Raw genomic sequence first — 13,062 nt, forward strand, 5'->3', positions numbered from 1 at the left:
GCACGGTTTTCCCATGACCTGCCGCTGGCTCTGGCTCTAACGCTGCACATGTCGAATTGATTATTTCGTTTAATTGTTAAACCCATCGGAGGGCGAAATGGACGCAACTTCAAAACCGGCTGGCAAGTGTCCTGTCATGCATGGAGGCAATACGGCCTCGGGTAAATCGGTAACCGAATGGTGGCCGAATGCGCTGAACCTCGACATCCTGCACCAGCACGACACCAAGACCAATCCGCTCGGCACCTCCTTCAACTATCGTGAAGCCCTGAAGACGCTCGATGTCGAAGCGTTGAAAGCCGATCTGCGCGCGCTGATGACCGACAGCCAGGACTGGTGGCCGGCCGACTGGGGCAGCTATGTGGGCATGATGGCGCGCGTTACCTGGCATGCGGCGGGTTCTTACCGCGTGACTGACGGCCGCGGCGGCGCCAACACCGGCAACCAGCGTTTTGCGCCGCTCAATTCCTGGCCGGACAACGTGAACACCGACAAGGGCCGCCGCCTCCTGTGGCCGATCAAAAAGAAATACGGCAACAAGATTTCCTGGGCAGACCTGATCGCGCTCGCCGGCACCATTGCCTATGACGTCGCCGGTCTGAAGACCTTCGGCTTTGCTTTCGGTCGCGAAGATATCTGGGCTCCGGAAAAGGACACCTATTGGGGTGACGAAAAGGAATGGCTGGCGCCGAGCGACGGCCGTTACGGCGACGTGACCAAGCCCGCGACGCTGGAAAACCCGCTCGCTGCCGTGCAGATGGGCCTCATCTACGTCAACCCGGAAGGCGTGAACGGCAAGTCCGATCCGCTGGCGACGGCGGCGCAGATGCGCGAAACCTTCGCCCGCATGGGCATGGATGACGAGGAAACCGTCGCTCTCACCGCCGGCGGCCATACCATCGGCAAATCGCACGGCAATGGCAGCGCCGCCAACCTCAGCCCCGATCCGGAAGCAGCAGGCCCGGAATTTCAGGGTCTCGGCTGGATCAACACCAAGGGCCGCGGCATCGGTCGCGACACCGTGGTATCCGGCATCGAGGGCGCGTGGACGAGCGAGCCGACCAAGTGGGACAACGGTTTCTTCGATATGCTGTTCAAGCATGAGTGGACGTTGACGCACAGCCCCGCCGGTGCATCGCAATGGGCGCCGATCACCATTGCCGAGGAAGACAAGCCTGTCGACGTCGAGGATGCCTCGATCCGCACCATTCCGATGATGACCGATGCCGACATGGCCCTGAAGGTCGACCCGATCTACCGCGAGATTTCGCTGAAGTTCAAGGACGATCAGGACCATTTCTCCGAGGTCTTTGCCCGCGCCTGGTTCAAGCTGACCCACCGCGACATGGGGCCGAAGTCCCGTTATTTCGGCCCGGACGTTCCGGCGGAAGACCTGATCTGGCAGGATCCCATCCCCGCAGGCTCCACCAGCTACGATGTCGCCGCCGTCAAGGCGAAGATCGCGGCTTCTGGCCTTTCCGTTGCCGATCTGGTCTCGACCGCCTGGGACAGCGCCCGCACTTTCCGCGGTTCTGACAAGCGCGGCGGCGCCAATGGCGCACGCATCCGCCTTGCACCGCAGAAGGACTGGGAAGGCAATGAGCCCGCCCGTCTGTCCCGAGTGCTTTCGGTTCTGGAACCGATTGCCCGTGAAACCGGCGCGAGCATTGCGGATGTGATCGTTCTGGCCGGCAATTACGGTGTGGAGCAGGCGGCGAAAGCGGCCGGCTTCGACATTGCCGTGCCTTTCGCGGCCGGCCGTGGCGATGCTTCCGCCGAGCAGACGGATGCCGACAGCTTTGCCCCACTTGAGCCGCTGGCGGATGGTTTCCGCAACTGGGTCAAGAAGGACTATGTCGTCAGCCCCGAAGAACTGCTTCTGGACCGCGCGCAGCTTCTCGGCCTGACTGCGCCGGAACTGACAGTGCTGATCGGCGGCCTGCGCGTCATCGGCGCCAATTATGCCGGTACGGCGCATGGCGTGTTTACCGACAAGCCCGGCGCGCTGACGACGGACTTCTTCACGACGCTGACGGACATGGCCTATTCCTGGGTCCCGACCGGCAACAACCTCTATGAGATTCGTGACCGCAAGACCGGGGCAGCCAAGTACACGGCGACCCGCGTGGACCTCGTCATCGGTTCGAACTCCATCCTGCGCGCCTATGCGGAAGTTTATGCGCAGGACGACAGCAGGGAGAAATTCGTGCGTGATTTCGTCGCCGCCTGGACCAAGGTGATGAACGCCGACCGTTTCGACCTTCTGTAAGCAAAGGCCGACTTTTTATTGATGATGCGCCTCCCTGAGCGATCGGGGAGGTGTTTTTCTGTCTGGGTTGGCGAGGACGCATCAGCGACCGCTTGATCCGGCATGCTACCGCCGGTCAGAAGCCGCAATCGGTTTGCCGGATGAAGATTTTTCCGCCTTTGCCGAGGGAGCTTTGCCGCTCTTTTCGTTTTCGTGCGCATCCGGCCCGGCAACGATAACGCCACGGCCCTTCTCTTCGCGTTTCTTGTCCGCGAAGTTGCCCGGTTCCTTTTTGCTGTCCATTGATGAATCTCCCGTGTTGCGTTCCTGTCAGGAGTTCAACGGACGTTTCGCTCAGAGGTTCCATAGCTGTCGCGTCAGCGAATGTTTCTCTTTATAACGATCTTTGCTATTAACATGAATTGATAAGTCATGTTATTGGGGCTGAGCGCGATGACTGGCGCAGCGCGCGTGTTTCCATACGCTCACCCCAGACCCGACAACCGGACGGTACCCGCATTGAGTTTCTGGCATTCCATGACCTGGCACACGGAAGGGATTAGCGTCACTGCGCCGGTGAAGTGGCGCCAGTTCGACGGGCTGGTCAGTGCTTTCTGGGAAGCGGAAAGCCAGATGGGAGCCAAGGGTTATTATCTGGCCGCCGATCCGCGCATTATGATCTTTTTCAACGATGTCTCCTCGCGCATCAGCATGTCCAACCGCAATGGCGAGTTCACCAACCATTCGCGGCCGATGACACGGGCGGTTTATGTGCCGGCCGGCGTTCCGATGTGGACGAGCAGCAGCGCCACGCACCGATTCTCGCATCTTAACCTGCATATTCACAAGGACCGCCTGTTGCGTTTCCTGTCGCCCTCGGTCGGCAGTTCGGCGGCGATGACGGCGCTGCGCCGTCCCGTCGAGATACAGGATATCGGCTCGGTGGAAACCCTTGCCGGCCTGCTGGTCGATGAGCTGGCTGAACCCTCGAAACATGCGGTCTATGCGGAAAGCCTCGTCGGCAGCATCGTTGCCGGCCTGCTGGATATTCCCGGCCCTTCGCCGGAGCAGGTCAATGGCAGGCTGACGCAGGCGCAGTTGAACAAGCTTCTTGCCCAGGTCGAAAAGCGTGGCGACGACCGTATGACGGTTGCGGAGATGGCCGATATTGTCGGTCTTTCGGAAAGCTGGTTCGCCACCGTATTTCGCCAGACCACCGGCAAGACGCCGCTGCAATGGCAATTGGAGCGGCGCATCAATGCCGCCCAGAAACTTCTGCTGGAAGGCGATCTGACGGTGGCCGATATCGCCGCCCAGCTTGGCTTTTCCGATCAGGCCCATCTGACCAAGGCTTTCCGCCAGTCCGTGGGAAACACACCCGCCGCCTGGCGACGGCTGCACAGGCTGCTTTGAAGCTGGGTGAGGTCGATGCGCAGTGTTTTGGTGAGGCCGCAAACCTCACCTTTCCTCATCATGGGGCTTGTCCCGAGGATCTGCGACCTTCAGACTTGATGAGGCGTGGTTAGATCCTCGGGACGAGCCCGAGGATGACGTGGTGCATTAGGGAAATTATTCAATATATTGAAAATTATTGCTAATATCGATTTTCACCATGTCTTTCGCAAAGTTACGGAAAACGCCCGGCCGGGATTGTAAAAGTCAGCGCCGAACCCGCCATAAGAGACGTGTTTTTCGTTAAAGATGTTGGAAACATTGACGTCCAGCGAGGCGGTTTCCTGAATCTTGTAGCTGAACGCTGCATCCACGGTCACGCTGCTTCCGGTTTCGACCTTGTTGGCATTGTCGAAATAATAAGCGCCGGTATAGCGGCCGCCGAGACCGAAGGTCATGTCGCCGAAATGGTCGTTGCCCGCAAGCGTGTAGTTGACCCACAGCGAGGCCTGATGCTCGGGCACGAATTGCGGCCGGTTGCCGACATTGCCGCCGGTGCCGTTTTCAGTGATTTCCGCGTCGAGATAGGAATAGGCCGCCGTCAGGCTGAGATTGTCGGTCACTTCCGCCTTGGCTTCGAGATCGAGACCGCGCACACGCACCTCGCCGATGGTCGTCGGCAGGCTGGTGATCGGGCTGGTGACGGTGATGTTGTTCTTCTTCAGATCGTAGATCGACGCGGTGAACAGGGCCGGGAAAGCGTCCGGACGATATTTCACGCCGAGTTCGATCTGTTCGCCGCGTTCGGGCTCTACCGTAAGACCAGATGCCGGCACCACCGACTCGGCGTAACTGATATAAGGCGCGATCTCATTGGTGACCTTGTAGGATACGCCGATACGCTTGGTCAGTTCGCTGATGTCGCCGCTCGCCGTCGTGCCGTTCAGCCGGTTGGTCTGGTCGGTGTCGATCCAGTCGTTGCGCAGGCCGGCGCTGACGATCAGCCTGTCGAAGAAGGTCAGGTCCTGTTGCAGGTAGATCGCTCTAGTCTTCTGGTCGGTCAGCGAGTTGGAGAAGAGCGGCACCGTGGAGGGGGCACCGGTATAGACCGGGTTCGTCCAGTTTATGCTCGGCGCAGCGCCGAAGTAGTTTTTGCTGCCGGAGGTGTAGTCATTGTAGAAGACGCCGACGAGGCTGCGGCTTTCGACATTTTCAAACCGCGTATCGTATTGCAGGCGCGTGTCGACCAGGAAGTTTTCGGTCTCGGTGTCGTTGCCGAAATAGGACCGGTTGGCGATTGTCGAACCGTTGGTCGGTGTGGACGAGATATAGGCATAACCGAAGTCCGTATTCGCCTTGCTGTAGCGGGCGTTGGAACTCAGCGTCAGGCCGGAGCCGAAATCGTGGTCGAACATCACGCTCAGCGAATTGCGGTTTGTGCCGCGATAATTGTAGTCCGGTTCGCCGAAGAAACGGCTCCGGTCGAAATGCGAGCCGACCGGATGGCCGCCGCCGCCCGGAACGCCATCCTTATTGAGGTGGTCGTAAACTACGGTAAGGCTGGTCACGTCCGTGGGACGCCATGTCAGGCCGCCCATGAAGAATTTCTCGTCGTCGCGGGAATAGTCATATTCCGCATCGGCATTTCTGAGCTTGCCGGTCAGGCGATAGGACAGCGTGTCGTCGCTGGTGATGTTGTCCCCGAAATCGAAGCCGGTTTCGGCGCGGCCATAGGAGCCGCCGGTGACATAGGCTTCACCGAAACGGGTGCGTTTCGGCACCTTGGTGGAATAATTCACCGAGCCGCCGGGATCTGAGACGCCAAAGGTGGTGGAATTGCCGCCCTTCAGCACTTCAACACGCTCATAGGCATAGGTTTCCTCGCGCAGCGCGCCGAAGGGACGGCCAAGCGTCAACCCGTCGCGATAGGTATAGGCGTCGAAACCGCGAATCTTGAAATAATCGAACCGGTCGTCGGAGCCGTAAAAATCCGTGGTCACACCGGCGGTATATTGCAGCGCTTCTTCCACGCTCTGCACCCCGCGCTGCTGCATTTCCTTGGCGGTGATGACGGAGACCGAGGCCGGTGTGTCGAGAATATCGGTCGCCATCTTGCTGCCACTCGTCGTGCGGTTGGCGACGATGGACTTCTGGTCATTGTCACCGCTTTCGATGGTGATCCGTTCCAGAACCGTGCTGCCGTTTGTGTTGGCAGCTTCCTGCGCCAGCAAGGCGCCGGGCAGGGTGGCGACAAGCGCCGTGCAGGCAAGCAGCGTCGCGTCCTGATAACGACGTCGCGCGGTTTTGCGGTGTCTGCCTTCGGTTTCGATATTCATTGGTATGTTCCAGAAGTTGATGCCCCGATCGCCGCTTCCACGGCCCACTCTCGAAGCGCCCAATAACTTGAGAAAGTTTGTCCGGTATTGTAACTTTTTGCGGTTTTGTACAAAACCCCGGAAATTTCACCGCTGTTGCAACGGCATTTCTTGCCTGGGCTTGACGGAGGCAATTGAAGCTGAGAGTTCAAGTCCACTTTTGAACTTTTGAGAGCTCGCCAATGCTTCGCCCATTCCGCTGCCTCCTCCCGGTATTTGTGCTTTTCCTGTCGCTGATCGCGCCGAATATGGCCTCGGCGGAGGAGACGACCAGCTATCCCGTCGTCATCAAACATGCTTTCGGCACGACCACGATTGCGAAGAAACCGCAGCGGGTCGCAACTGTCGCCTGGGCCAACCATGAGGTGCCGCTGGCGCTCGGCATCGTGCCCGTCGGTTTTGCGGCGGCCAATTTCGGCGATGATGACGGCGATGGCCTGCTGCCATGGGTGGCGAAGCGGCTTACCGAACTCAACGCGGCAAAGCCCGTGCTGTTCGACGAGGGTGACGGCATCGACTTCGAGGCGGTGGCGGCGACGCAGCCGGATGTCATCCTTGCCGCCTATTCAGGCCTCAGCCAGTCCGACTACGATACGCTGAGCCAGATCGCCCCTGTCGTTGCCTATCCCGTTTCTCCCTGGGCGACGGACTGGCGCGAAATGATCCGGCTGAACAGCGCCGGCCTTGGCATGGTTGCGGAAGGTGAGGCGCTCATCAAACGCATCGAGGGTGAGATCGCGCAGGTCGTTGCCGGCCGCCCGCAGCTGAAGGGCAAATCAGCCATGTTCGTCACCCATCTTGATGCCACCAATCTCAGCGTTGTCAATTTCTATACGGCCAATGACACCAGGGTGAAGTTCTTCGCCGATCTTGGACTTGCCTCGCCGAAAAGCGTCGTGGAAGCCACGAAGCCGGGGCAATTCGCCGCCGGCGTGAGCGCCGAGCGTGTGGACGCCTTCGACGACGTCGATATCGTCGTGACCTATGGCAGTGAGCCGCTGCTGAACGCCATGCGCGCCGATCCGCTTCTCGCCCGCATGCCGGCCGTTGCCAACGATGCCATCGTCATGCTGGGCCGCGACCCGCTCGGCACCGCCTCCAATCCCACGCCGCTGTCGATTTCGTGGGTGTTGAAGGACTATGCCGATCTTCTGGCAAAGGCTGCGGATAAATCCTCCGGGAAATCGCAGTGACGATGTCTGGACCCGGCAAGGCGACGGCCGTGCTGCTCGCGGGCCGCTCCAACCGCGCGCGAACGGCCTGGCTCGGCGCGGTGCTGGCGCTTCTCTCGCTGCTTTGTGCGCTGTCCGTCGCCATCGGTACGCGTGACGTCTCTTTTGCGGATATTGTTGGCGGGCTCAGCGGCCGCGTCGGGACGGTTGCCGAGGCGGCGGTTGCCGTGCGTTTGCCGCGCACGCTGCTTGCCCTGCTCTCCGGCGCCGCACTCGGGCTGGCCGGGGCCATCATGCAGGGTGTCACGCGCAATCCGCTTGCCGATCCCGGCATTCTCGGTGTGAACATGGGGGCGTCGCTCGCCGTCGTCATCGGCATCGTCTGGTTCGGCATCGCCTCGGCTCAGGCCTTCATCATGGTCGCAATTGCCGGGGCGGGGGTATCAGCGGTTTTCGTTTATGTTGTCGGCTCGCTCGGGCGAGGCGGGGCGACCCCGCTGAAACTCGCACTTGCGGGCGCCGCCACCTCCGTCGCCTTTTCCTCACTCGTCATCGCCGTCGTTCTGCCGCGCAGCGATATTGCCGGCGGCATCCGCTCCTGGCAGATCGGCGGCGTCGGCGGGGCGACTCTCGAGCGAATCGAGACCGTGCTGCCCTTTCTGGCCGCCGGCTTCATCGTCAGCCTGCTTTCGGCGCGCAAGCTGAATTCTCTGGCGCTTGGAGATGAACTCGCCGCCGGGCTTGGCGAGAATGTTGCGGTCGCCCGAGCCGTGGCCTCCTGCGGCGCCATCCTGCTCTGCGGTGCGGCCACCGCCATTTGCGGGCCGATCGGTTTTGTCGGGCTGGTGGTGCCGCATCTCTGCCGTCTGCTCGTCGGTGTGGACAATCGCTGGCTGCTGCCGTTCTCGGCGCTCGGCGGGGCATGTCTGCTGCTTGCCGGCGATATTGTCGGGCGCATCGTGGCGCGGCCGTCCGAACTCAATGTCGGCATTGTCACCGCCCTTGTCGGCGCGCCTTTCTTCATCTGGATTGTCAGGCGCCAGAGGGTGCGTGAATTGTGACCATATACGCTCCCGTCATCGACAATCTCGTCTTCAATCGCCATGCCCGTCAGCGCCGGCGTCGCCTTGTCATCGCCGCCCTGTCGGCGCTCCTGATTGCCGCTTTCGCAACAACGCTGATGCTCGGGCAGTCCTTCACGCCGCCCGGCGATGTCATTCGCGTTCTGTTGGGGGAGGACATTGCCGGGGTAACCTTCACCGTCGGGCAGTTGCGCCTGCCGCGCGCGCTGCTGTCGATTCTGGCAGGCTTGAGCTTCGGGCTTGGCGGCGTCGCCTTCCAGATCATGCTGCGCAACCCGCTCGCCAGCCCCGATATTATCGGCATTAGTTCCGGGGCGAGCGCGGCAGCCGTTTTCGCCATCGTCGTCCTGCAGATGAATGGGCCGCTGGTCTCGGTCTTCGCCGTCGCGGCCGGTCTTGGCGTCGCGCTTCTCGTCTATCTCCTGTCTTTCCGCAACGGCGTGGCCGGAACGCGGCTGATCCTTGTCGGCATCGGCGTTTCAGCCATGCTGGAGAGCTTCATCGCCTATATCCTCTCCGTCGCGCCGGCATGGACGCTGCAGGAGGCGATGCGCTGGCTGACCGGCAGCGTCAACGGCGCGAAAATCACGCAACTGCTGCCGCTCCTCATCGCGCTCATCCTTTTCGGCGGCCTGCTCCTCAGCCGTGCGCGTGATCTGGAAGCGTTGAGACTGGGGGACGATGCCGCCGCAGCGCTTGGTGTGAGGGTGGGGCGAACGCGCATCATCGTCATCATTGCTGCCGTGGGCATGATCGCCTTTGCAACGGCGGTCTCGGGTCCCATCGCGTTTGTCGCTTTCCTCTCCGGGCCGATTGCGGCGCGCATTGTCGGCAGCAACGGCTCGCTGCTCCTTCCTGCGGCGCTTGTTGGGGCGGCGCTGGTGCTGGTGGGCGATTATTGTGGCCAGTTCCTGTTGCCGGGCCGTTACCCGGTCGGCGTCGTTACCGGCGCGCTCGGTGCGCCCTATCTGATTTACCTGATCGTGCGGGTCAACCGCAGCGGAGGCTCGTTATGACCGGCCACTCCCTTTCCGTGAACGGCCTGTCGGCAGGCTACGGCGAAAACCTCATCATCGACGGGCTGGATCTTACCATTCCGCGCGGGAAGATCACCGTCATCGTCGGCGCCAATGCCTGCGGCAAGTCCACCCTGCTGCGCAGCATGTCGCGGCTCATTGCGCCGCGCGCCGGTCAGGTTCTGCTCGATGGAAAATCGATCCATCGTCTTCCCTCACGCGACCTCGCACGGCGCATGGGCCTTTTGCCGCAATCGCCGATAGCGCCGGAGGGCATCGTGGTTGCCGATCTCGTCAGCCGTGGCCGGCACCCGCATCACGGCCTGTTCGCCCGCTGGTCGCGACAGGACGACGAGGCCGTCGCCGCAGCCCTTGTCGCCACCGATACGGTGGAACTGGCCGAGCGGCCGGTGGACGAGCTTTCCGGCGGCCAGCGGCAACGCGTCTGGATCGCCATGGCGCTCGCCCAGCAGACAGACATATTGCTGCTGGATGAACCGACCACCTTCCTCGATATCAGCCACCAGGTCGAGGTGCTGGACCTTCTGACCGACCTCAACCACGCCCGCGAAACCACTATCGTCATGGTGCTCCACGATCTCAATCTCGCAGCCCGTTATGCCGATCATCTCGTCGCCATGAGGGACGGGAAGTTGCATGTCTTCGGCACGCCGGAGGACGTATTGACGGAGGAGAATGTCCGCCACGTCTTCGGCATCGAAAGCCGGGTCATCGAAGATCCGACCTCGGGCAAGCCGATGATGCTGCCGATCGGGCGGCACCGGACGGTGGCGGGGGTGGCAATAGGCGTATCTCTTTAAGATACGGTCCTGTTGACTTCTGTGCGTATCTGTTTATGATACCAACATCACGAGGCCAGCAATGATCCGTTCTTTCAAAAACAAGCTGACCGCATCGATTGACGACGGATCTGTGAAGAAGGGCTTTCCCGCCGATCTCGTACGCCGCGCCCAGCAGCTGCTCACGATCCTGGATGCGGCGACCACGGTAGAAGACCTTCGCTCACCGCCCGGCAATCGTTTGGAAAAGCTGTCCGGCGATCGTGAGGGCCAATATTCGATCCGGATCAACAAGCAGTGGCGCATCTGCTTCGTCTGGATGGAAGCAGGGCCGGAAAGCGTGGAAATAACCGACTATCACTAGTCTGGAATTCTCGTGGAGAGGCTCATGAAAAATCGGCCAAGGAGGGCCAGCGAGCATGACAATCAGTAAATCGCCTCCGATCCATCCGGGCGAAATCCTGCGGGAACTCTATCTTGAGCCGCTGGGGATGTCGGCTTACGCTCTTGCAAGGCACCTCAATGTTCCGCGCACCCGCATAGAACGGATTGCGGGAGAGAAACTTGGTATCACCGCCGACACCGCCTTGCGCCTTGCAAAGTTTTTCAAGACCACGCCGGAATATTGGCTGAACTTGCAGAACGCCTTTGACATTAAGGCGGCGGCTGTGAGGCTGGAAGCGGAACTTGCCAATATCAAGGAACTGGAAGCGGCCTAATTCTCAGCCGCCCGTCAGGTCAAGGCCAGGCCGCATAAGATGGCGGCGGCACGTTCTGCATTCGCGTTGCCGTTCTCCTGAACCGGCCGGGAGACGTACCCTCGTTGCGGGTGAAGAAGCGATTGAAATAACCGGGGTCCTGAAATCCTAATCGGAATGCGATTTCAGCAACTTGCAGAGATGAGTTCAGAAGAAGGTCACGCGCTTCGGACAGCAGCTCCCGATGAATATAGGCCTGTGGCGAAAGTCCCGTCGCCTTGCGCACCGCAAATCCCAGCCGTTCGCGGTTGACGCCGAGTTGCCTTGCATAATCTTCCACGCCCCATTGATCGCGTTTGTGCTGGCTGACCAGCAGCACAAAGCGCTCGGTGAGGCTGCCGGGCGTTGAGACGGCTGCGGCAATATCGGCTATGGCGTGCTGGCAGATGCGAATGAGGGTGACGGAGAGCAGGCTGGCGATGATCGTGTCCGAACCGGTTGTCGCGCGGACATTTTCGCGGGCGATGGTCTCGAGATAACCCGCAAGTTCCTGCCGGTCTTTCTCCGCCGGCGCCTGCGTCAGAACACGCTGCAATATATTGCGCACGGCGCTTGCGCTCGTGCCGGTGGGCATCGCATGGGCAAGCCCGATTTCGCTCGTCCTCAGCAGCGATCCACGGCTTCCGGCAGTCAGCCGCAGGCGGCCGGCGGGGCCGATGGGCAGCCAGACGAGCTCCGGTGCCACAACGGGCAGCGTCTTTTCACCTTGGAGAATTTCCGCTTCCCCGGCGGACAGGAGAAGCAGATGGGCGCTGTCCGATTCCAGCCGGAATTCGGAGATGCGCAGCGTCGAGGCGAGGGTGCGCGCCGTGATCTCCACGCGATGGCCGGCAATCTGGCGATGCAGCGGCATACGGCCTCCAAAAGTGCAATAATGCACTACACTAGTGCATTTTATATGCGGCTGTCATTGCTAAACTTTGGTCAGCGCAGGGGAAAGCCTTGAGGAGAACGGCAACCCCGATAAGGCGCTTTGGGAGGAACATCATGAATAATCTGAAGCGCAGAACGCTGTTCTGCCTGCTCTCCGGTGCTGCCTTGTCGGCGGTATCTTTCGGTCACGCCATTGCGCAGGACCGTACCTCGGTGAAGATCGGTTATGCCGTTTCGAAAAGCGGTGCCAATGCCACGGGTGCTGGCATAACCACCATTCCGAACTACAAATTATGGGTGAAAGAGGTCAACGACGCAGGCGGCCTCACCCTTCCGGATGGCAAGCGCCTGCCGGTGGAAGTGGTGGAGTATGACGACCGGTCCTCGGCCGAGGATGCCGTGCGGTTCACCGAGCGTCTGGCCAGCCAGGACAAGGTCGATTTCATCCTGCCGCCCTGGGGCACGGGCTTCAATCTGGCTGTTGCGCCGCTTTACGACCGTTTCGGTTATCCACAACTGGCCGTGACCGGCGTTACCGACAAGGCGCCCGATTTCGCGGCGCGCTGGAAAAAGAGCTTCTGGATGCTCGGCGGTGGTCATGACTATGCTAATGCACTGGCCGATGTCTTGAAAGCCGCACGCGAGGCCGGCCAGATCAACGATAAGGTCGCGGTGATTTCCGTGGCCGACGGTTTCGGCATCGATCTCATCAAGGCCGCGCGGCCGGCGCTGAAGGAAGCGGGTTTCACGCTTGCCTATGACAAGACCTATCCGGTCGGCACGTCCGATTTCGCAGCACTTGTGAACGAGGCGGCGGCGAGCGGTGCGGACAGCTTCATCGCCTTTTCCTATCCGCCTGACAGTTTTGCGGTGACGAAACAGGCGCAGACGGCGAAGTTCAACCCGAAGGTCCTTTATGTCGGCGTCGGCGGTGCTTTCCCGATCTTCCCGAAGGTTTCCGATGGCAAGCAGGAGGGCGTGATCAGCATCGGCGGCGTCGATGGCAGCAGCGACAAGATCGAGGATTATTTCAAACGCCACGAAGCCTTCATCGGCACCAAGCCGGACAGCTGGGCAAGCGCCATCACCTATGCGAGCCTTGAAATGCTGGCCCAGTCCGTTCAACGCGTTGGCCTCGACAAGGCGGCGGTGGCAAATGAACTTTCGACGGGAAGCTTCGAGACTGTCATCGGCCCGGTCAAGCTTGAAGACAACCAGCTTCGCCAGCTCTGGTGGGCGGGGCAATGGCAGGGCGACCGTTTCGTGGCGATTGCGCCCGCAGACCGCGCAGGCGCGGCCAAGCCGGTCATTCCGAAGCCGCAATGGTGAGCCTTTGCCGGCCGGGG

At 60.9% G+C, this 13,062-nt stretch carries 12 protein-coding genes; 9 read left to right on the forward strand and 3 right to left on the reverse strand.

Features of this window, described 5'->3' with window-relative positions:
* Positions 1 to 97 precede the first annotated feature (97 nt).
* Positions 98 to 2,269: a catalase/peroxidase HPI gene (gene katG / locus PIB16_RS11730; protein ID WP_125146887.1), complete on the forward strand. Its 2,172-nt coding sequence runs from the start codon at positions 98 to 100 to the stop codon at positions 2,267 to 2,269.
* Between the two features lie 105 nt (positions 2,270 to 2,374).
* Here the strand turns inward: katG and PIB16_RS11735 are convergent, their stop codons facing one another.
* Positions 2,375 to 2,551 carry a hypothetical protein gene (locus PIB16_RS11735; protein ID WP_174000681.1) on the reverse strand — a complete coding sequence of 59 codons (177 nt, stop codon included), beginning with the start codon at positions 2,549 to 2,551 and terminating at the stop codon, positions 2,375 to 2,377.
* Between the two features lie 216 nt (positions 2,552 to 2,767).
* On the opposite strand from PIB16_RS11735, the gene PIB16_RS11740 reads away from it, so the two are divergent.
* A complete protein-coding gene (locus PIB16_RS11740) occupies positions 2,768 to 3,661 on the forward strand; it encodes a helix-turn-helix domain-containing protein (protein WP_020809316.1) in 894 nt (297 codons plus the stop codon).
* Between the two features lie 194 nt (positions 3,662 to 3,855).
* Here PIB16_RS11740 and PIB16_RS11745 read toward each other — a convergent pair whose 3' ends face one another.
* Positions 3,856 to 5,976: a TonB-dependent siderophore receptor gene (locus PIB16_RS11745; RefSeq protein WP_174000682.1), complete on the reverse strand. Its 2,121-nt coding sequence runs from the start codon at positions 5,974 to 5,976 to the stop codon at positions 3,856 to 3,858.
* Between the two features lie 221 nt (positions 5,977 to 6,197).
* Between PIB16_RS11745 and PIB16_RS11750 the strand changes: the two genes are divergently transcribed.
* From PIB16_RS11750 to PIB16_RS11775, 6 genes are all read left to right on the forward strand, one after another.
* Positions 6,198 to 7,208 carry an iron-siderophore ABC transporter substrate-binding protein gene (locus PIB16_RS11750; RefSeq protein ID WP_174000684.1) on the forward strand — a complete coding sequence of 337 codons (1,011 nt, stop codon included), beginning with the start codon at positions 6,198 to 6,200 and terminating at the stop codon, positions 7,206 to 7,208.
* A 2-nt stretch (positions 7,209 to 7,210) separates the two neighbouring features.
* Positions 7,211 to 8,248 (forward strand): FecCD family ABC transporter permease, encoded by a 1,038-nt coding sequence (locus tag PIB16_RS11755; protein ID WP_442866780.1) that lies wholly within the window; start codon positions 7,211 to 7,213, stop codon positions 8,246 to 8,248.
* The gene (locus PIB16_RS11760; RefSeq protein ID WP_174000687.1) at positions 8,245 to 9,285 is read left to right on the forward strand and encodes a FecCD family ABC transporter permease; all 1,041 of its coding nucleotides are present in this window, start codon (positions 8,245 to 8,247) and stop codon (positions 9,283 to 9,285) included. Before PIB16_RS11755 ends, PIB16_RS11760 begins: the two co-directional genes overlap by 4 nt.
* A complete protein-coding gene (locus PIB16_RS11765) occupies positions 9,282 to 10,106 on the forward strand; it encodes an ABC transporter ATP-binding protein (protein WP_174000689.1) in 825 nt (274 codons plus the stop codon). Before PIB16_RS11760 ends, PIB16_RS11765 begins: the two co-directional genes overlap by 4 nt.
* A 61-nt stretch (positions 10,107 to 10,167) precedes the next feature.
* Positions 10,168 to 10,449, forward strand: a complete 282-nt coding sequence (locus PIB16_RS11770) for a type II toxin-antitoxin system RelE/ParE family toxin (protein WP_125146192.1) — start codon at positions 10,168 to 10,170, stop codon at positions 10,447 to 10,449.
* Positions 10,450 to 10,504: 55 nt separating this feature from the next.
* Positions 10,505 to 10,804 (forward strand): HigA family addiction module antitoxin, encoded by a 300-nt coding sequence (locus PIB16_RS11775; RefSeq protein WP_174000690.1) that lies wholly within the window; start codon positions 10,505 to 10,507, stop codon positions 10,802 to 10,804.
* Positions 10,805 to 10,823: 19 nt separating this feature from the next.
* Here PIB16_RS11775 and PIB16_RS11780 read toward each other — a convergent pair whose 3' ends face one another.
* The gene (locus PIB16_RS11780) at positions 10,824 to 11,696 is read right to left on the reverse strand and encodes a helix-turn-helix transcriptional regulator (RefSeq protein ID WP_174000692.1); all 873 of its coding nucleotides are present in this window, start codon (positions 11,694 to 11,696) and stop codon (positions 10,824 to 10,826) included.
* A gap of 134 nt (positions 11,697 to 11,830) precedes the next feature.
* Between PIB16_RS11780 and PIB16_RS11785 the strand changes: the two genes are divergently transcribed.
* Positions 11,831 to 13,045: an amino acid ABC transporter substrate-binding protein gene (locus PIB16_RS11785; RefSeq protein WP_174000694.1), complete on the forward strand. Its 1,215-nt coding sequence runs from the start codon at positions 11,831 to 11,833 to the stop codon at positions 13,043 to 13,045.
* The last annotated feature ends 17 nt before the right edge of the window (positions 13,046 to 13,062 follow it).

Origin of the sequence: Agrobacterium sp. ST15.13.015 (genome assembly GCF_027871645.1) — a bacterium.
Classification (GTDB): Bacteria; Pseudomonadota; Alphaproteobacteria; order Rhizobiales; family Rhizobiaceae; genus Agrobacterium; species Agrobacterium leguminum.

Bases quoted from the DNA above. Each gene is read 5' to 3' on its own strand.
- PIB16_RS11765 (WP_174000689.1), top strand. From the start codon at position 9,282: ATGACCGGCCACTCCCTTTCCGTGAACGGCCTGTCGGCAGGCTACGGC.
- PIB16_RS11755 (WP_442866780.1), top strand. From the start codon at position 7,211: ATGTCTGGACCCGGCAAGGCGACGGCCGTGCTGCTCGCGGGCCGCTCC.
- PIB16_RS11735 (WP_174000681.1), bottom strand. From the start codon at position 2,551: ATGGACAGCAAAAAGGAACCGGGCAACTTCGCGGACAAGAAACGCGAA.
- PIB16_RS11770 (WP_125146192.1), top strand. From the start codon at position 10,168: ATGATCCGTTCTTTCAAAAACAAGCTGACCGCATCGATTGACGACGGA.
- PIB16_RS11775 (WP_174000690.1), top strand. From the start codon at position 10,505: ATGACAATCAGTAAATCGCCTCCGATCCATCCGGGCGAAATCCTGCGG.
- katG (WP_125146887.1), top strand. From the start codon at position 98: ATGGACGCAACTTCAAAACCGGCTGGCAAGTGTCCTGTCATGCATGGA.
- PIB16_RS11780 (WP_174000692.1), bottom strand. From the start codon at position 11,696: ATGCCGCTGCATCGCCAGATTGCCGGCCATCGCGTGGAGATCACGGCG.
- PIB16_RS11750 (WP_174000684.1), top strand. From the start codon at position 6,198: ATGCTTCGCCCATTCCGCTGCCTCCTCCCGGTATTTGTGCTTTTCCTG.
- PIB16_RS11785 (WP_174000694.1), top strand. From the start codon at position 11,831: ATGAATAATCTGAAGCGCAGAACGCTGTTCTGCCTGCTCTCCGGTGCT.
- PIB16_RS11745 (WP_174000682.1), bottom strand. From the start codon at position 5,976: ATGAATATCGAAACCGAAGGCAGACACCGCAAAACCGCGCGACGTCGT.